The following is a 15,889-nucleotide window of genomic DNA, read 5'->3' as shown; positions in this document are numbered from 1 at the left end:
CCTACCCCTTTGATTCGCCCCTGTACTTGCATCCCTTCCTGCCGCAGGCGATGTGCGGCTCGCCGCCCCTCTTCGAGGGCTTCTTCACAAGGACCGGAAACCCGCACAGCGGGCACGGCCCTGCGACGGGCATGTCCCACAGGGCGAACTTGCACTTGGGGTAATCGGCGCAGCCGTAGAACGGCTTGCCGCGCTTGGTGCTCTTCTGGACGAGCTCCGCCTTGCCGCACTCGGGGCAGGTGACGCCGGTGCCGATCGAGCGCGTGCCCTTGCACTCCGGGTACTTCGAGCACGCGAGGAACTCGCCGTAGCGCCCCCTGCGCACGACCATCGGGCTGCCGCATGCGGGGCAGAGCTCGTCGGTCGTCGGCGCCGAGGAGACGACTATGTTGCCCCCCTCGTCGCGGGTGAACTCCTTGGTGTTTCGGCAATCGGGGTAGCCCGAGCATGCAAGGAACTCGCCGTGGCGGCCCCACTTGATGACCATGGCCTTGCCGCATCTTTCGCACTCGATGTCGGTCTCCACGGTCTGGCGCTTGACGTCGCGCATCTTCACCCGCGCCTTGGAGAGCGCCTCCTGGAACGGCCCGTAGAAGTCGTTGAGTGTCTCGACCCAGCCGCGGCGGCCCTCCTCCACCTCGTCGAGCTCCACCTCCATCTGCGCGGTGAAGCCGACGTCTAGCACCCTCGGGAAGCTGCTCACCAGCAGGCCGTTGACCAGCCTGCCGAGGTCGGAGGGGTGGAAGCGGCCCTCCGCCTTGCGGACGTAGCCCTTGTCCTGGATGACGCTCATGATCGACGCGTAGGTGGAGGGCCTGCCTATCCCCTTCTCCTCGAGCTCCTTGACCAGCGACGCCTCGGTGAAGCGCGGAGGCGGCTGCGTGAAGTGCTGGTGCGGCTCGATGCCGTGGAGAGTGAGGACCTCGCCCTCTTTCAGGTCGGGGAGCGTAGGGTTCTCCTCCTCGTCCTTCTCGGCCGCGTCGTCCTCACCCTCCAGATAGACCGCGATGAAGCCCGGGAATTTGAGGACCTGGCCGGTGGCGCGAAGCAGGAAGCGGCCCGCCGCGATGTCGAACGCGGTCTGGTCGAAGACCGCCGGTTTCATCTGCGAGGCGACGAAGCGCTTCCAGATCAGATCGTAGAGCCTGTGCAGGTCTCTATCGAGGTGATCGGCGACCGCCTCGGGCGGATAGCTCATGGAGGTGGGCCTTATCGCCTCGTGCGCCTCCTGCGCCCCCTTCTTCGACCTGTAGACGTTGGGCGAGGCGGGCAGGGTCTCGGCGCCGTAGCGGCCCTTTATGAACTCGCGCGCCTCGGCGACCGCCGAATCGGCGATGCGAGTCGAATCGGTGCGCATGTAGGTGATGAGGCCGACCGAGCCCTCGTCACCAAGATCGATCCCCTCGTAGAGCCTCTGCGCCAGGGACATGGTCTTCTTCGCCGTGAACCCGAGCTTGCGCGCCGCCTCCTGCTGCAGCTTCGAGGTGATGAACGGGGGCGACGGCTTGCGCTGCCGCTCCTTCCTGATGATGGAGGTGAGCGTGAACTTCCCGCCGCGCATCTCGTCGGTGACCGCGCGGGCCAGCTCGCCCGCGCCTATCTCGAAATCCTTGCCGTCGATCTTCACGAGCTTGGCCTCGAAAGGCGGCGGCAGGCTCCCCTCGAGGTTCGCGACCACGGACCAGTACTCCTTCGTCACGAACTTCTCTATCTCGTCCTCGCGCTCGCAGACTATGCGCACCGCCACCGACTGGACGCGCCCCGCGGACAGCCCCCTGCGGACCTTGTCCCAGAGCAGCGGCGAGATGCGGTAGCCCACCAGCCTGTCGAGTATGCGGCGCGCCTGCTGCGCCTCGAAGAGGTTGCGGTCGAGCACGGTCGGGTTCTCTATCGCCTGCTTGATGGCGCGCTGCGTGATCTCGTTGAAGCGCGCGCGGTGCATGCGCGGCCCGTCCGCCCCCTTCCTCCTGCCGAGGCTCTTTTTGATCTGCTCCGCAATGTGCCAGGCGATCGCCTCGCCCTCCCTGTCGGGGTCGGGCGCGAGATATATCTCGTCCGATTCGGCCGCCGCCTTGGTGATCTGCTTGAGGACCTTGGACTTGCCCTTTATGACGACGTACTTCGGCTCGAATCCCTTTTCCACGTCGACGCCGAGATCGCGCTGGGGCAGGTCCATGATGTGGCCCACCGAGGCCAGCACCGAATATCCCCTGCCGAGATACTTCTTGATCGTTCGGGCCTTTGCCGGGGACTCGACTATGACCAGCGCGTTAGGCATCGGTCCTCCTCCTGATCCTGCGCCACCTGCGGCCCGGGAGCTGCTCGACCTCGCCCGCGACGCAGAGCTCCCCGAGCCTCGCGAGCACCGAGGACGCCCTCATGCCGGTCCTCGCCACTATCTCGTCCACCGAGACGGCGCCGCGTGCGGGAACGGCGCCCAAAAGTGCTGAGTCCATTTCCACATCGGTTTCCAATTGTCCAGATATTTTGACGAATTGCCTGCCCGCGAGCAGCGGGTCTATGTGCGCGGCCACGTCGTCGGCGCTCTCGACCAGCGGCGCGCCGTCGCGGATGAGTGAGTTGACGCCCTTCGCCCCCGCGGTCCCTCCGGGGCCGGGGACCGCCATCACCTCCCGATTCTGCTCGAGCGCGAACCTGGCCGTGATGAGGCTGCCGCTTTTCTCCGCCGCCTCCACGACAACGGTGGCAAGCGCGATCCCGCTTATCACCCTGTTGCGCTGCGGGAAGTTCTGCCTGAACGGCGCGGTGCCGATCGGAAACTCCGAGAGGATGACGCCGCTGGCCGCTATGGCCTGATAAAGGCGCGCGTTCCCCGGCGGATAGACCATCTCCGGGCCGCAGCCCATCACCGCAACGGTCAGCCCGCCGCCGGCGATCGCGCCCCTGTGGCACGCCGAGTCGATGCCGTACGCGAGCCCGCTGGCGATCGTGTAGCCCGCCTCGGCAAGGCCCATGGCGATCGACGCGCCGGTCTCCATGGCCCGCTGGCTCGCCCTGCGCGAGCCGACCATGGCGATCACGGGCGCCGAGAGGGCCTCGATCGCGCCCCCCCTCGCGACGAGCGCAAGGGGCGGGTCGGCGATCTGGCGGAGGAGCGCGGGGTATCGGGGATCGTTGATCGGGATGAGGGCGAGCCCCAGCGCCTCGATCCTGTCGAGCTCCGACTCCGCCTCCCTGAGTTCGCTCCCCCCCAGCCCGAGAAACCTCCTCCAGAGCGCCTCATGCCGGAGGAAATGCGGCATGAACCTCGCGCGATCCCCTCCGAGGAGCTCCGCTGCGGAACCGGCCTCGTCGAGGAGCGATTTTCCGATAGAGGGGAATCCAAAGAAGACACTGCGAATAGCCAACAAAAAAATACGCTCGCGCCGGTCGTCCATGACACCTCCATCCCCCGCATGACCCGGCACGAGCCTATGTGTGCTGCGTGCGCCCCGCGGCGCACCCCGTCACGTCTGCTGCGCTGACTCCGCGATCCGATCGACCCTCTCCTTCAACTCCTTGCCCACCTTGAAGAACGGCAGCCGCTTCGGCCTCACCTGGATCGACTCCCCTGTCCTGGGATTGCGGCCTGTGTACGATCCGTACTCCTTGACCACGAAGCTGCCCAGCCCCCTGATCTCGATGCGATCCCCCTTTACGATCGCATCGGTCATGGAGTCGAAGATGAGGTTGACTACGTCTTCCGCCCTCTTCTTTGTAATCTGCGCCTTGGCGGATACCGCTTCGATGAGCTCTGATTTATTCATCGCCACCTCTGCGTAATTTGCCGATTTCACTCATGAAATTAACAATACCCCCGAGGGGTGTCAAGCATCATTTTGTAAAGAATGACATGCGAAGATACGATCACGACCTGCGGCCTATGGACATGAGGTTTCTGTCGCGCCCGGATGGATAGCCCCATGCGGCGTCGAATCTCGCGCCGGGCACCGCAAGTGCGGGCCGCGGCGGGAGCCCCGGATCGTGGAGCGTGACGAGATCGCCCCCCGCCTCGCAGATCACCACGAAATGCCCCGAATATCCCGGCTGGAGGTTGAGGGCCGCGGCGTTGATGTTGACTATGACCACCGATCCGCGATCGAGCCTCTCCTTCAGATCGGCCCTGCCAGGGACCCTCTGATCCACATGACAGAGCCTCGAGAAGCGGCGCGCCAGCTCCCTCTCGGCATCCACGTCGCTGTTGGCCATCTGGGCGGCTGCGACCTCCTCGCCGTAGCGTTCGACGAGGTAATCCCCGCCGCGGGCCGCGAACGCCGCGTAATCGAACTCCTCGACCAGCTCCACATCGAGCCCGTGCTCCATCATCCAGATCATCGCAGCGGTGGGCCAGGTCCACTTGCCGGGCGACTTCCCCGAGATGCGGTCAAGCTCCTCGTCCGTGAAGGTCCGCTCCGGCATGAGGACGGCCAGGGCCATCCTCATCGCCGCCTGGAAGCAGCGGGTGCCGTCGCCTGTGTTGGGAAAGAATGGGATCTTCATGAAAGGCCATCTGTTCCGGGCTTCGCCCTCCACGCATTATAGCTTCTGTACGTTCGAACGCGCGACCCCCTGCTTATCCCGATCCGACATGATTTTTTTAAAAAATCATAGGTCGGATCGAGGATCCTCGGTGCGGCCAATAGTCGATTGGTGGGCCCGGCGCGAATCGAACGCGCGACCCCCTGCTTAGGAGGCAGGTGCTCTATCCGCTGAGCTACGAGCCCACCAATCGACCATTTAACAGTTTTTTGCCTTAGCAAAAAACTGTGCCGCACCGGGAGGAGGCAGCCCCAATGCTGAGCTGCGAGCCCACAGGTCGGCCGTCAGTAGGTGACCATCGAGTACACCGGGATGCCCTTTATCCTCTCGCGGCCGTTCAAAAAACCCAGCTCCACGATGAAAGCGCACTCCACGACCCGGCCTCCCTGGCCCTCCACCAGCCGACAGGCGGCGCCCGCGGTGCCGCCGGTGGCGAGCAGGTCGTCTATGACGACCACCTTCTGCCCGCGCGAGATGGCGTCGGTGTGCATCTCGATGGTCGCGGAGCCATACTCAAGGTCGTAGGAAATGTCCACGGTCTTGTACGGCAGCTTCCCCTTCTTTCGCACCGGCACGAACGCGGCCCCGAGCTTCTCGGCCAGCGGCGCGCCGAAGATGAAGCCGCGGGATTCGATCCCCACCACCACGTCCACGCCCTTGTCCTGATATCGCCTCCGCAGGCTGTCGATGGTGGCCGAGAACGCCCCGTGATTGGCCAGGAGCGGCGTGATGTCCTTGAAAATTATCCCCGGCTTCGGGAAATCAGGGATGTCCCTGATGTTGTCCCTCACTATCTTCTCCATCCTCTCCTCCTCTTGGGTCCTTGCCATCCCGATTCGCCCCCGAGCGCGGCCCTAGCCCCGTTTGGGCAGGAAAAATAAGGGATTGCGCGCTGTTTGTCCATGTCGAATTTCGAAGTGCAGGTGCGGGCCCGACGCCCTTCCGGTGCGGCCGACCTTGCCGATCACATCGCCCTGCTTCACCACCTGCCCCTTCTTCACCTTGTTCACGCTGTTGTGCGCATAGGCGGTGAACATGTTGTCCTTGTGGCGCAGGAGGATCAGGTTCCCGTAGCCGCGCATGGAGCCCGCGAAGACCACCTTGCCCGCGGCCGAGGCCTTGATGGGCCTCCCGGTCTTTGCCCCTATGTCTATGCCGTCGTGCCTTCGGCCGTCGCGATACCCGAACGGGGAGGTCAGCTTGCCGTCAACGGGCCATATGAAGCGGCCCCGGTAGAACTTTATCTTGTCGGAGGGGGCGCGCTTCCTGATCCCCTTCGCGTCCCTGGCCGCCGCCACGTCGTCGCCGAACGGCAGCTTCTTGAAGCCGGCCTTCCTCGTGCGCGGCGGGATGTAGAGCCGCATGCCCGGCTTGATGTCGCCCGCATCGAGTATGTTGTTGTACTCGGCGAGCGTCTGCACGTCGGTGCGGTAGACCTTCGCTATGCGCTGGATCGACTCGCCGCCGCGCACCTTGTGGTACACCCCGCGCTTGTCGTAGGAGGTGGCGCACCCTGAGATCACGGCGCACAGCACGAAGACGAACGATATTTTTAAAACGCGTCCCATGGACTCAGTTCGATCTCCTCAACCTCAACCTCAACCTTCATTATGCCATCCCTCCCTGCCTATGAGCTTCACGAAGCGGCAGGCGGTGACGCTGCGCGTATCGAATCCGTCGCCGCGCCTCGTGATCACGTCGAGCCTCTGCATCTCCTCCCCTCCCACCGGGATCACCAGTCTTCCGCCGTCGGAGAGCTGGGCCATGAGGGCCTCGGGGACGACAGGCGCCCCGGCGGTCACGATGATGCCGTCGAACGGCGCCTCCTCGGGCCAGCCCAGAGTCCCGTCGCCGATGCGGAGCTTTATGTTCTCATAGCCGAGCCTGTACAGGACCTTGCGCGCGCGGATGGAGAGATCTGTTATGCGCTCGACGGTGCACACCGCGCCCGCCATCTCGGCGAGGATAGCGGCCTGGTACCCGGAGCCGGTGCCTATCTCGAGAACCTTCTCCCTGCCCTCCAGGGCGAGGGCCTCTGTCATGATCGCCACCATCAGGGGCTGCGATATGGTCTGATTGAGCCCGATCGGCAGCGGCCGATCCATGTACGCCTGGTCCTCCATCCCGGGGCTCACGAAGGCGTGCCGCTTGACCCTGCCCATGACCTCCAACACTCGCGAATCCCTGATGCCGCCGGGGATGAGCTGCTCGGTGACCATGCGCCGCCTCGCCACCGCGTATGTGTCCGGCACGCTGTCGGCCCTGTTCGCGAATGTCCCCTTGCGTTCGATCATCTCTTCGCGCGCCCCTTTTTCGACGCAAACCCCAGCCGCGCGAGGGCGCCGATCCCGGCCCGGTCGGAGAGGTTGACCCTCAGCGGAGTTATGGAGACAAAGCCCGCGCGGACCGCGTTGCAGTCCGAGCGGGGCACGTCCTCGAAGCCGCTCTGGTCGCCGCCGATCCAGTAATACTTCTTGCCCCGCGGGTCGGTCTTCTCGACAATGACTCCTCCGTAGTTGCGCTTGCCCTGCTTCGTGACCGAGACGCCCTTTATCATGCACATGGGGAGGTCGGGCACGTTGACGTTGAGCACGATCCCCCTGGGAAGCCCCCTGCGGAGCACCTTTTCCCCGATCTCACAGGCGATCTCGGCAGCCGAGTGCAGCCCGCTCCCGCTCCCCATGCACGAGACCGCGATCGACGGTATGCCGAGGATGCCTCCCTCGAACGCCACCGAGACCGTGCCGGAGTAGTGCACGTCGTCGCCCAGGTTGGGCCCGTGGTTGACGCCGGAGACGATGAGGTCGGGCCTCTGGCCGAGCAGGCCGTGGACCGCGAGCAGCACGCAGTCTGTCGGCGTGCCGTCGGCCGAATATTCGTCCCGCGATAGCCGCTCCACCCTCAGCGGCCTGTGAAGGGTGATCGAGTGGCTCGAGGCGCTTCGCTCCTTGTCGGGTGCGACCACCACCACCCTGCCCAGCGCGCGCAGCGCCCTTGAGAGGACGACGATCCCTTTCGAGCCGACCCCGTCGTCGTTGGAGACGAGGATCAGCGGCTTACCCCGCGGCTTTGTCTTTCTCTTTCCCATTTCAGGCGACACCATGGCGAGCTAATTTATTAATATTATTCGATATTTAAGGTATAGATCGTCATGTGTCAAGGGAAACCACCCCTTTCGGGACCCGGAACTCGGGACCAGGGACCCGGAACCAGGGACCTGGAAGAACATGTGCCGGTTCCCGGTTCCCGTCCTTCTTGCATTTTGTGCACGGCGTTGTTAATCGCCATCTTCATTATGAGCGAACAATACAAGAAGGCGGGCGTGGACATAGACGCGGGCAACCGGTTCGTCGAGATGATCAGGCCGATGGTCAAGGCGACCCATCGCCGCGGAGTGGTCTCGGACCTCGGCGGATACGGCGGCCTCTTCTCGCTCTGCGAGCTGGGGCTCGAGGATCCGGTCCTGGTCTCGGGCACCGACGGCGTGGGCACGAAGCTGCGCATCGCCATCGAGATGAACCGCTTCGACACCATCGGCATCGACCTCGTGGCCATGTGCGTCAACGACATAGCGTGCAGCGGGGCTGAGCCGCTCTTCTTCCTCGACTATTTCGCCACCTCGAGGCTCATGCCGGAGCGCCACTCGGAGATCGTCAAGGGGATCGCGGAGGCGTGCAAAAAGACCGGCTGCGCCCTCATCGGCGGCGAGACCGCGGAGATGCCCGACATGTACGCCGAGGGGGACTTCGACCTGGCGGGGTTCGCGGTCGGCGCGGCGGAGCGCTCGAGGATCATAGACGGCAGCTCAATCGGCATAGGCAACTCGATAGTGGGCGTCGCTTCCACCGGCTTCCACAGCAACGGGTTCTCTCTGGTGCGCAGGATCGTCCGGGAGGCGAAGCTCGACCTCGGCCGCGTCTACGACGGCCTCGAGCGGCCGCTGGGCGAGGCGCTGCTGACCCCTACCGCGCTCTACAGCCCGCTCGTCGCTCAGCTCGCGCGCTCCTTCGAGCTCAAGGGGGTCGCGCACATAACCGGGGGCGGCTTCTGGGACAACATCCCACGCATACTGCCTGCCGGGGTAAGGGCCGAGATCGACAGAAAGGCCTGGATGATCCCCGAGATCTTCCGCTTCTTCCAGACCAACGGGGGCATCGAAGACGAGGAGATGCTGCGCGTATTCAACTGCGGGGTCGGCATGGTCCTCGTCATCCCCGCGGACCAGCTCCCGGGAGTCATCGACAGCGCACGGATCGCGGGCTTTGAGGCCTTCAAGATCGGCAGCATAGCCAAACGCAGGGGCGGCGAGCCCCAGGTCACGGTGGGATAGATGGGGAACAGGGGGGACAGACCGCTGTCGATAGCAGTGCTCGCCTCGGGGAGCGGCACCAACCTCCAGTCGATCATCGACTCGTGCGAATCCGGCAGGATCCCGGCACGCGTGACCGCGGTCATAAGCGACGTTCCGGAGGCGCACGCGCTCAATCGGGCCGCGAGGCACGGGATATCGGCCCACGCGGTGAAGAGGGGCGACTTCGCCTCTAAGCGCGAGTTCGAGGAGAGGATCGTGGAGCTGCTCAGGGAGCACGGTGCGGAGCTCGTATGCCTCGCCGGCTACATGCGCATCGTGGGCAGCACGGTGCTTGACGCCTATCCGATGAGGGTCATGAACATCCACCCGGCGCTCCTCCCCTCTTTCCCGGGACTCGAGGGGCAGCGGCAGGCGCTGGAATACGGGGTGAAGGTCGCCGGCTGCACGGTCCACTTCGTGGACGCGCTGGCCGACCACGGCCCGATCATCGCTCAGAGGGCGGTCGAGGTGCACGAGGGCGACACGGTCGACTCGCTGAGGGAGAGGATCCTCGCCGAGGAGCACAGGCTCTACCCCCTCGCGATAAGGCTCTTCGCGGAGGGGAGGTTGACAGTCGAAGGCAGGATAGTGATTATCAGGGAGTAAACTCAAACAGGGACACAGGGGGATTTACGATGAAGAGACTCGCCGCATTCGCGATGGCCGCGCTCATTTCCGCATTCGCCCTCACGGCCGGGGCGCAGAGCAACAGCGCCGGCAACTTCACGGTGGGACTCGGGCCCGCGGGCAACATCTACGTCGTGGACTCAAGCCCCGAGCTGGACCCGGGAATCGGCGGCTATCTCTTCTTCGACTACCGCTGGTCGCCGCAGTTCTCCACACAGGTCGGCGTGATCGTCACCACCCAGGACGGCACCGGCCGATCGGCAGGCGACGGGGGCATCGAGTTCCTGGGCATCCCCACCTTCGACCTGAAGTTCTACCTCTTCAACGAGCCTTCGCGCTGGGACCCCTACGGCCTCATCGGCCTGGGCGTGTACGCGGTGACCGAGGGGTCGCAGGACAACGGGACGTGGGCCGTGGGCATAGGCGCGGACATAGGGCTCGGCACCGACTTCTACCTCACTGAGAAGTGGTCGCTCGGGCTCCAGTTCATCTTCCGCTCCATAGGGCTCATCGACTCCACAAGCGGCGGGAACAACGGCACCGCCCTCTTCCCGTTCTCGATGCTCGCGAACGTGGCGTATCATTTTTGACGGGTGAAATGAGAGAAGGTTGAGGTTTAGGTTTAGGTTGAGGTGGATAAAAAATGGGATGCCGCTCCACAATAGCGTTATCTGCAGTCATATTGTTGGCCCTCCTGTCTTCTTCCTGCTCGCGCAGGCCTCAGACGTTCGAGGAGAAGCGAAGGGAGATGGTGCGGACGCAGATCGAGGGGCGCGGGATCACCGGCTCCGAAATAATCAGGGCGTTTCTGGCGGTGCCGCGGGAGGAGTTCGTGATCGCCCCCTACAAGGAACGCGCCTACGAGGACAACGAGGCGCCGATCGGATACGAGCAGTCGCTCGACCGCCCCTACGAGAACGCCCTCATGATCCACGCGCTGAACATCAGGCCCGCGAGCAGGGTGCTGGAGGTCGGGACCGGTTCGGGCTACCTCGCCTCTCTCATCGCCCAGATCGCGAAGGAGGTCTACACCATCGAGATAGTGCCGGAGATAGCGGACATGGCCCGCGGCCACATAGCGAGGCTCGGCTATGACAACATAATCGTGAAGACCGGCGATGGATTTATAGGGTGGCCCGAGCACGCCCCCTTCGACGCGATCGTCATGACCGCGAGCCCCAACAGGGTGCCGAAGCCGCTGGAGGAGCAGCTCGCCGAGGGCGGACGCATAGTCCTTCCCATGGGCGGCACAGAGAAGTTTCAGCTGCTGGTGCTCTTCGAGAAAAAGGGCGGGAAGCTAGTGGAGAGGGCGAAGCTCATGCCCGCGGTGTTCGTGCCCATGCAGGGCATCATCCTCGATCGGGGCGAACAGAGATAAAGCGGAGCGCCGCATCGACGAGCGGTTCGACGATTTCGAGGACCTCTGCGTCACCCGCCTCCTCCAGGCGCATCGAGACCGCGCCGAGCCTGCCCAGGGCCATGGTCCAGAACGAAATGCCAGGATCTTCGACGCCCGCAACCCTCAAGTGATCCGAAAACCCCCAGACGGAGCGGATGAGGAATCCGGCCTGCGTCAGAGGGTCGGTCTCCTCGATGGCTCTCTTCACCGGTACATGGGCGAGCTCGCTGTAGAGGTCCCTCCTGCCGGCGAGCCAGGCGTTGGCCAGCCCGCGAAACACGCGTATGTTCCAACTCTCGCTGTCCCTGTTGAAGACAAGGGAGGCCAGCCACTGGCCTGCGGCCATGGACCTTATGGGGTTCGATTTCTTCCCGCCGCCTTCGCGGCGGTCGCGCAGGTCGGCCTTGAGTTCGTATAGCATGGCTGCCGAGATGTTGTCGGGGATCGGGAACTGAAGGAACTCGACCGCAGCCGCGGAGAAGGCCTGCTCCGCCATGCTGAGCGCCCAGCGGGCCTTCATATTGGCGTAGAGCACGCCCGCCGCGAACATGATCTCCGTCGGGTCCCCCGCGGCTTCATCATCGGGCCGATCGTTCAGCACGAGCTCGGAGACCTCACGGGCCAGCGCCTGCCCCCTGGTGAGCAGCGCCTCCGCAAGATCGGCGTGGCAATAGCCCCCTCCCTCGAGAAAAGCGATTGTCGAGAGCCTCCCCGCAACGTCCCCGACCGTGAGCCTCGAGAATTCCAGAGAGGGATTGAATTGCGAATCAGGGAAGGGGCCCTCCTCGCGGGCGGCTCCCTCTATGTCGAAGACGCCCCCCTCCTCCCTCTCGGGCCGAAGGGTCCCGGCCACCTGTTCTACCATGCGATCGAGCCCTGCCGCCTGCACATATTCGACGGGCATCATGAGGTTCATCCTGTTGTCGAAGATGCTGCGCAGGACCGCGAGTTTTTCGAAGAGATCGTTGTCCCTGGAAGCCTTGAACAGGCGCTCGATCTCGGGATCGGCCCCGCTGTCCCTCGACCGGTCGACGTTGAGCATGGGAGCTATTCTCGGCATGGCCGCATCCAGCGGGCCGAATCTAAACGACCCGTCCGATTCGAGCCCCAGCGGCACCACGCCGATCGACGGGTGGTTTGCCAGCCCCGTCAGCGCCAGGTGGAACTGCGGAAAGGTGCTCATCGAGCTTGTCATTATAGTGCTCCTGTCCAAACTGCTGATTATCCGACGTTCCTAGCGCATGAGGAGATTGGAGGCAACAAAAAAGGCAGGGCCTCATAGCAGGGCTATATTATCTCTTTCTCCTGCTGCTGCTTGAGCTTGTACACATACACCAGGACCTCGGCGACCGCGGCGTAGAGCTCCTCCGGGATCTCGTCGCCGACGTCCAGCTCGATGAGCGTCCATGCCAGAGGCGGGTTCTGCACGATCGGGATGCCGAACTCCTCCGCCATCTCGCGGATCGACTGGGCGAAGAGCCTTTGCCCCTTTGCCATGACCTGCGGGGCCACCATCTCCCTGTCGTCGTACTTCACCGCCACCGCGAGCTCGGTGGGGTTTGTGATGACAGCATCGGCCGACTTCACAGCCTGGCGGGTGTCGCCCATGGCCAGCTCCTGGTGGAGGTGGCGGCGCATGCTCTTGATGAGAGGGTCCCCCTCGTCCTGCTTGTACTCGCGCTTGACCTCGTCCTTGGACATGCGCAGCTGCTTTCTGTACTCCCAGCGCTGAACCGCGAAGTCGATGAAGGCTATTATGATGAAGACCACGAAGACCTTGATCAGAAACGAGACCACGAGGCTCCCGGCGAGTTTCGCGGAGGCGTCCGGTTCCGCCCCCACCGTCGAGACCACCTCCCTCAAGCTGTCGGCGATGACGAGATATGCCAGGAAGAAGATCAGCGTGATCTTTGCGACGTTCTTCACGAGCTCGATGAGGGTCTTCACCTTGAACATGTTCTTGAGATTCTGGACCGCGTTCATCCGCTTCATCTGCGGCTTCATCGGCTCCGTTGAGAAGATGGCGCCGGTCTGCAGAAATCCCACCGCGACCGCGATGAAGGTGATCGCAGCCAAAAACGGCCCCAGGATCCTCACCAGCGTCATGAAGTTGCGCTGCCCCTCGAGCGCCATGAGCTCGAAGGTGATATCTTTCCTGCCCACTATGTCGATGTTGGACTGCAAAAGGCTCTTGAGCTCCTCGCCTATGAATCCGCGCATGAACAGGATGAGCGCGAAGGCGGCGATGAGGATGACTATGGTGTTGAGGTCGCGGGAGCGCGCGACCTGCCCCTTCTTTCGCGCGTCCCGCAGGCGCTTTGGAGTGGCCTCCTCGGTCTTTTCCTGGCTGGACTGCTCTGCCATGGCTCACCTCCCGCTCATCCCCCCCGGGGGCGTGAAGGGATTCAAAACGACATAAAGTAACAGTTTAAATATGAAGCTTATATTGTTGAACATTATCGATAATTAACCTGGGTTCGGTGACCCTCTGCACATCCTGCGGGGTCCATCCCGGGGCCACCTCGCGGAGGATGAGCCCCTTCGGCGTGACGTCAATGACCGCGATGTCGGTGACCACCATGTCCACGCACTCCCTGCAGGTGAGCGGGTATGTGCACTCCTTCACGACCCTCGCCCCGCCCTCCTTTGTCACGTGCTGCATGAGCACGATCACCTTCTTCGCGCCGGTGGCCAGGTCCATGGCCCCGCCGTAGCTGCCGACCTTTCTGGCCGGCAGCTTCCAGTTGGCCAGATCGCCGTTTTGGGCGACCTGAAACCCGCCGAGCACGGTCACGTCCAGGTGGCCGCCCCTTATCATGTCGAACGAGAGCCCGCTGTCGAAGAACGCTGCGCCCGGGATCACGGTGATGTTCTCGTCCCCCGCGTTGGAGAGGTCTATGTCCTCCTCGCCTGCCTTAGCATGCGGCCCGCAGCCGAGCACGCCGTTCTCGGCCTGAAAATAGACCGTGCGTCCCGGCGGGATGTGGGTGGCCACGAGCATGGGCATTCCGATGCCCAGGTTCACGTAGAACCCGTCCTCGAGTTCCATTGCGACCCTGGTGGCCATCTGCTCCCTGCTGAGCGGCGCCTTGGTCATCTCGCACCCCTCTTCGGAACGACGACTATCCTGTCCACGAATATCGCGGGCGTCATCACGTGGTCGGGATCGATGTCCCCTATCTCCTCGAGTATCTCCGCCTCCGCGATCGTGACCCTCGCCGCAGCGGCCATGATCGGATTGAAATTGCGCGCGGTCTTTCTGTACACGAGGTTGCCCATGCGGTCGGCGCGGTGCGCCTTCACCAGCGCGAAGTCGGCGTGGAGCGCGGTCTCGAGCACCATCTCGCGGCCGTCGATGACCCGCACCTCCTTGCCTTCGGCAGCGGCGGTGCCGACCCCGACCGGCGTGTAGAACCCTCCTATGCCACCTGCCCCGGCGCGTATTCGCTCCGCGAGAGTCCCCTGCGGGGAGAGCTCGAGCTCCGTCACGCCCTCGAGCACCTTGGCCTCGAGAGCGCTCACCTCCTTGGGCGAGCCGAAGACCGCGAAGCAGGTGATCACCTTCTTCACGAGCCCCGCTTCGAAGAGTATGTTGGTGTCGTTCGGGTTGGTGCGGCTGCCTGCTGTGTCGTTGCGGATGAGCGTGATGTCCCGCACCCCTTTGTCCCGCAGGGCGATGAGCAGGTTCGACGGCACGCCGCGGCCTATGAAGCCGCCCACCATGACGGTGGCGCCGTCCTTGATGTCCGCCACCGCCTCCGAGCAGCTCTTATAAATTTTATCCTTCATGGATGCCCTTGGTATGCCAATTGCGAAAGGTTGTCAATTTGGCCTCTCAAAATCCGTGCGCAGACTTGACGGCCCGCAGCCGCGGGTGTATAGGCGCCGCACGAACTCAAAACAGAAAGGAAGGGACCGATGAAAAAGTTCTCAGCAGTGGCAGTGGCAGCGTTGCTCGCGATCGGCGTCGCAGGGTGCGGCGGGAGCAGCGACGGCGGCGGCGGCGGAGGAACGACCGAGGCGGTCGCGACCGGGACGAGCTATCAGGTCATGAGCAAGAGCTTCGAACTCATGACGCCGATGCTCGCTCAGATCGGCGGCGGCGCTGCAGGGCAGGTCGTCAAGACGGGGGATCCCTCTGTCACATGCACCGAATCCGCAGGCACATGGACATGCACTGTCGCGGGGGAGATGGGCGGGACGGCCACCCTCACAGGCACGGTCGATTATCAGACCTATACCTACAGCTTCAACGCCGTGTTCACCGACTTCAGGCCTGATGCGGATACCTTCATCGATGGCTCGTTCCTCTGGAATTTCACCGTCAACCCGAACCTCTTCAACACCGCGAGCGCCAGCGTAAAGGATGTTTTCGCGAAGTCCCTCGTCTCAAAGGAGACGGAATACGACTGCACCTATGAAAACAGCGTGGACGGCGAGGGGTTCTGCGCGGAGACCACCACGCAGTGCACGTCCGACTCGGCAAATCACTACTTCAGCTACGCTTTCACGATCGGTCCTGACGGCTTCACCTATACCGATATCTGCGGCACCTTCACCTACGGCGCAGGCACGACGATGACGATGGACTACTGCTCCGACAACTGGGAAACCGGCGGCCTGTTCTCGATGACGATCAACGGCACGTTCAACGGCCAGACCGTGAATGAGAATTTCAACGCCCTCTGCGACTGGTCGAACCTGTAGGCAGGCTCGTTTCGCTGATCACGCATCACAAAGCGCCCATCTTCGGAGGGGCGCTTTTTTGCGCCCGCTCACTCCCGGGGCCGCATACGGGCGGTTGCGTTTCTCGAAAATTGCAGCTAGATTGATTGGATACGGGAGGCGCGATGTCGGGTAAGCCGCCGCAGGGCCAGCAGGGCTCGATCGGCCAGTACTACATCATGGAGAAGGTCGCCCAGGGCGGCATGGCCGAGATCTACCGGGGGCTCGCCTACGACGTCCACGGCATC

The 15,889-nt window shown here is 63.6% G+C and carries 17 protein-coding genes and 1 tRNA gene; 5 read left to right on the top strand and 13 right to left on the bottom strand.

Annotated features, from left to right (window positions below; all coding sequences use genetic code 11):
- Position 1 precedes the first annotated feature (1 nt).
- From topA to surE, 9 genes are all read right to left on the bottom strand, one after another.
- On the bottom strand, positions 2-2,278 hold the full coding sequence (gene topA / locus JXA24_06895) for a type I DNA topoisomerase (protein ID MBN1283479.1): 2,277 nt from the start codon (positions 2,276-2,278) through the stop codon (positions 2-4).
- Entirely contained in the window at positions 2,271-3,368 is a 1,098-nt protein-coding gene (gene dprA, locus JXA24_06890) for a DNA-processing protein DprA (protein MBN1283478.1), read from the bottom strand. The genes topA and dprA overlap by 8 nt, the downstream gene beginning before the upstream one ends.
- Before the next feature lie 99 nt (positions 3,369-3,467).
- The gene (locus tag JXA24_06885) at positions 3,468-3,767 is read right to left on the bottom strand and encodes an integration host factor subunit beta (GenBank protein ID MBN1283477.1); all 300 of its coding nucleotides are present in this window, start codon (positions 3,765-3,767) and stop codon (positions 3,468-3,470) included.
- A gap of 100 nt (positions 3,768-3,867) precedes the next feature.
- Positions 3,868-4,500: a hypothetical protein gene (locus tag JXA24_06880; GenBank protein MBN1283476.1), complete on the bottom strand. Its 633-nt coding sequence runs from the start codon at positions 4,498-4,500 to the stop codon at positions 3,868-3,870.
- Positions 4,501-4,648: 148 nt separating this feature from the next.
- Positions 4,649-4,724, bottom strand: a tRNA-Arg gene (locus JXA24_06875).
- Positions 4,725-4,823: 99 nt separating this feature from the next.
- Positions 4,824-5,342, bottom strand: a complete 519-nt coding sequence (locus JXA24_06870) for an adenine phosphoribosyltransferase (protein ID MBN1283475.1) — start codon at positions 5,340-5,342, stop codon at positions 4,824-4,826.
- A 51-nt stretch (positions 5,343-5,393) separates the two neighbouring features.
- The gene (locus JXA24_06865) at positions 5,394-6,107 is read right to left on the bottom strand and encodes a peptidoglycan DD-metalloendopeptidase family protein (protein ID MBN1283474.1); all 714 of its coding nucleotides are present in this window, start codon (positions 6,105-6,107) and stop codon (positions 5,394-5,396) included.
- Positions 6,108-6,137: 30 nt separating this feature from the next.
- A complete protein-coding gene (locus JXA24_06860) occupies positions 6,138-6,833 on the bottom strand; it encodes a protein-L-isoaspartate(D-aspartate) O-methyltransferase (GenBank protein ID MBN1283473.1) in 696 nt (231 codons plus the stop codon).
- Positions 6,830-7,627 carry a 5'/3'-nucleotidase SurE gene (surE, locus tag JXA24_06855; protein ID MBN1283472.1) on the bottom strand — a complete coding sequence of 266 codons (798 nt, stop codon included), beginning with the start codon at positions 7,625-7,627 and terminating at the stop codon, positions 6,830-6,832. Before surE ends, JXA24_06860 begins: the two co-directional genes overlap by 4 nt.
- Positions 7,628-7,834: 207 nt before the next feature.
- Between surE and JXA24_06850 the strand changes: the two genes are divergently transcribed.
- The 4 genes from JXA24_06850 to JXA24_06835 all read left to right on the top strand — a co-directional run bounded on the left by JXA24_06850 (position 7,835) and on the right by JXA24_06835 (position 10,895).
- The gene (locus JXA24_06850; GenBank protein ID MBN1283471.1) at positions 7,835-8,869 is read left to right on the top strand and encodes a phosphoribosylformylglycinamidine cyclo-ligase; all 1,035 of its coding nucleotides are present in this window, start codon (positions 7,835-7,837) and stop codon (positions 8,867-8,869) included.
- Positions 8,870-9,496 (top strand): phosphoribosylglycinamide formyltransferase, encoded by a 627-nt coding sequence (locus tag JXA24_06845; protein ID MBN1283470.1) that lies wholly within the window; start codon positions 8,870-8,872, stop codon positions 9,494-9,496.
- A 29-nt stretch (positions 9,497-9,525) separates the two neighbouring features.
- A complete protein-coding gene (locus tag JXA24_06840) occupies positions 9,526-10,107 on the top strand; it encodes an outer membrane beta-barrel protein (protein MBN1283469.1) in 582 nt (193 codons plus the stop codon).
- Positions 10,108-10,265: 158 nt separating this feature from the next.
- Positions 10,266-10,895, top strand: a complete 630-nt coding sequence (locus JXA24_06835) for a protein-L-isoaspartate(D-aspartate) O-methyltransferase (protein ID MBN1283468.1) — start codon at positions 10,266-10,268, stop codon at positions 10,893-10,895.
- On the opposite strand, the gene JXA24_06830 is transcribed toward JXA24_06835, so the two are convergent.
- The 4 genes from JXA24_06830 to JXA24_06815 form a co-directional block, all read right to left on the bottom strand.
- Positions 10,867-12,111, bottom strand: coding sequence for a hypothetical protein (locus JXA24_06830; protein MBN1283467.1), 1,245 nt, complete (start codon positions 12,109-12,111; stop codon positions 10,867-10,869). The genes JXA24_06835 and JXA24_06830 overlap by 29 nt on opposite strands.
- A 92-nt stretch (positions 12,112-12,203) precedes the next feature.
- Positions 12,204-13,280 carry an EscU/YscU/HrcU family type III secretion system export apparatus switch protein gene (locus JXA24_06825; protein MBN1283466.1) on the bottom strand — a complete coding sequence of 359 codons (1,077 nt, stop codon included), beginning with the start codon at positions 13,278-13,280 and terminating at the stop codon, positions 12,204-12,206.
- 64 nt (positions 13,281-13,344) lie between these two features.
- Positions 13,345-14,013, bottom strand: coding sequence for a 3-oxoacid CoA-transferase subunit B (locus JXA24_06820; protein ID MBN1283465.1), 669 nt, complete (start codon positions 14,011-14,013; stop codon positions 13,345-13,347).
- Positions 14,010-14,705 (bottom strand): 3-oxoacid CoA-transferase subunit A, encoded by a 696-nt coding sequence (locus JXA24_06815; protein ID MBN1283464.1) that lies wholly within the window; start codon positions 14,703-14,705, stop codon positions 14,010-14,012. Before JXA24_06815 ends, JXA24_06820 begins: the two co-directional genes overlap by 4 nt.
- Before the next feature lie 129 nt (positions 14,706-14,834).
- Here JXA24_06815 and JXA24_06810 point away from each other — a divergent pair, with 129 nt between their 5' ends.
- On the top strand, positions 14,835-15,623 hold the full coding sequence (locus JXA24_06810) for a hypothetical protein (protein ID MBN1283463.1): 789 nt from the start codon (positions 14,835-14,837) through the stop codon (positions 15,621-15,623).
- Positions 15,624-15,889: the final 266 nt, after the last annotated feature.

This window comes from Pseudomonadota bacterium, from assembly GCA_016927275.1.
Taxonomy (GTDB): Bacteria; UBA10199; UBA10199; order 2-02-FULL-44-16; family JAAZCA01; genus JAFGMW01.
This window is presented reverse-complemented; position numbering and strand designations above follow the sequence as displayed.

Coding starts and splice junctions, on each gene's coding strand:
- topA (MBN1283479.1), bottom strand. CDS start 2,278: ATGCCTAACGCGCTGGTCATAGTCGAGTCCCCGGCAAAGGCCCGAACG.
- JXA24_06885 (MBN1283477.1), bottom strand. CDS start 3,767: ATGAATAAATCAGAGCTCATCGAAGCGGTATCCGCCAAGGCGCAGATT.
- JXA24_06880 (MBN1283476.1), bottom strand. CDS start 4,500: ATGAAGATCCCATTCTTTCCCAACACAGGCGACGGCACCCGCTGCTTC.
- JXA24_06870 (MBN1283475.1), bottom strand. CDS start 5,342: ATGGAGAAGATAGTGAGGGACAACATCAGGGACATCCCTGATTTCCCG.
- JXA24_06865 (MBN1283474.1), bottom strand. CDS start 6,107: ATGGGACGCGTTTTAAAAATATCGTTCGTCTTCGTGCTGTGCGCCGTG.
- JXA24_06860 (MBN1283473.1), bottom strand. CDS start 6,833: ATGATCGAACGCAAGGGGACATTCGCGAACAGGGCCGACAGCGTGCCG.
- surE (MBN1283472.1), bottom strand. CDS start 7,627: ATGGGAAAGAGAAAGACAAAGCCGCGGGGTAAGCCGCTGATCCTCGTC.
- JXA24_06850 (MBN1283471.1), top strand. CDS start 7,835: ATGAGCGAACAATACAAGAAGGCGGGCGTGGACATAGACGCGGGCAAC.
- JXA24_06845 (MBN1283470.1), top strand. CDS start 8,870: ATGGGGAACAGGGGGGACAGACCGCTGTCGATAGCAGTGCTCGCCTCG.
- JXA24_06840 (MBN1283469.1), top strand. CDS start 9,526: ATGAAGAGACTCGCCGCATTCGCGATGGCCGCGCTCATTTCCGCATTC.
- JXA24_06835 (MBN1283468.1), top strand. CDS start 10,266: ATGGTGCGGACGCAGATCGAGGGGCGCGGGATCACCGGCTCCGAAATA.
- JXA24_06830 (MBN1283467.1), bottom strand. CDS start 12,111: ATGACAAGCTCGATGAGCACCTTTCCGCAGTTCCACCTGGCGCTGACG.
- JXA24_06825 (MBN1283466.1), bottom strand. CDS start 13,280: ATGGCAGAGCAGTCCAGCCAGGAAAAGACCGAGGAGGCCACTCCAAAG.
- JXA24_06820 (MBN1283465.1), bottom strand. CDS start 14,013: ATGACCAAGGCGCCGCTCAGCAGGGAGCAGATGGCCACCAGGGTCGCA.
- JXA24_06815 (MBN1283464.1), bottom strand. CDS start 14,705: ATGAAGGATAAAATTTATAAGAGCTGCTCGGAGGCGGTGGCGGACATC.
- JXA24_06810 (MBN1283463.1), top strand. CDS start 14,835: ATGAAAAAGTTCTCAGCAGTGGCAGTGGCAGCGTTGCTCGCGATCGGC.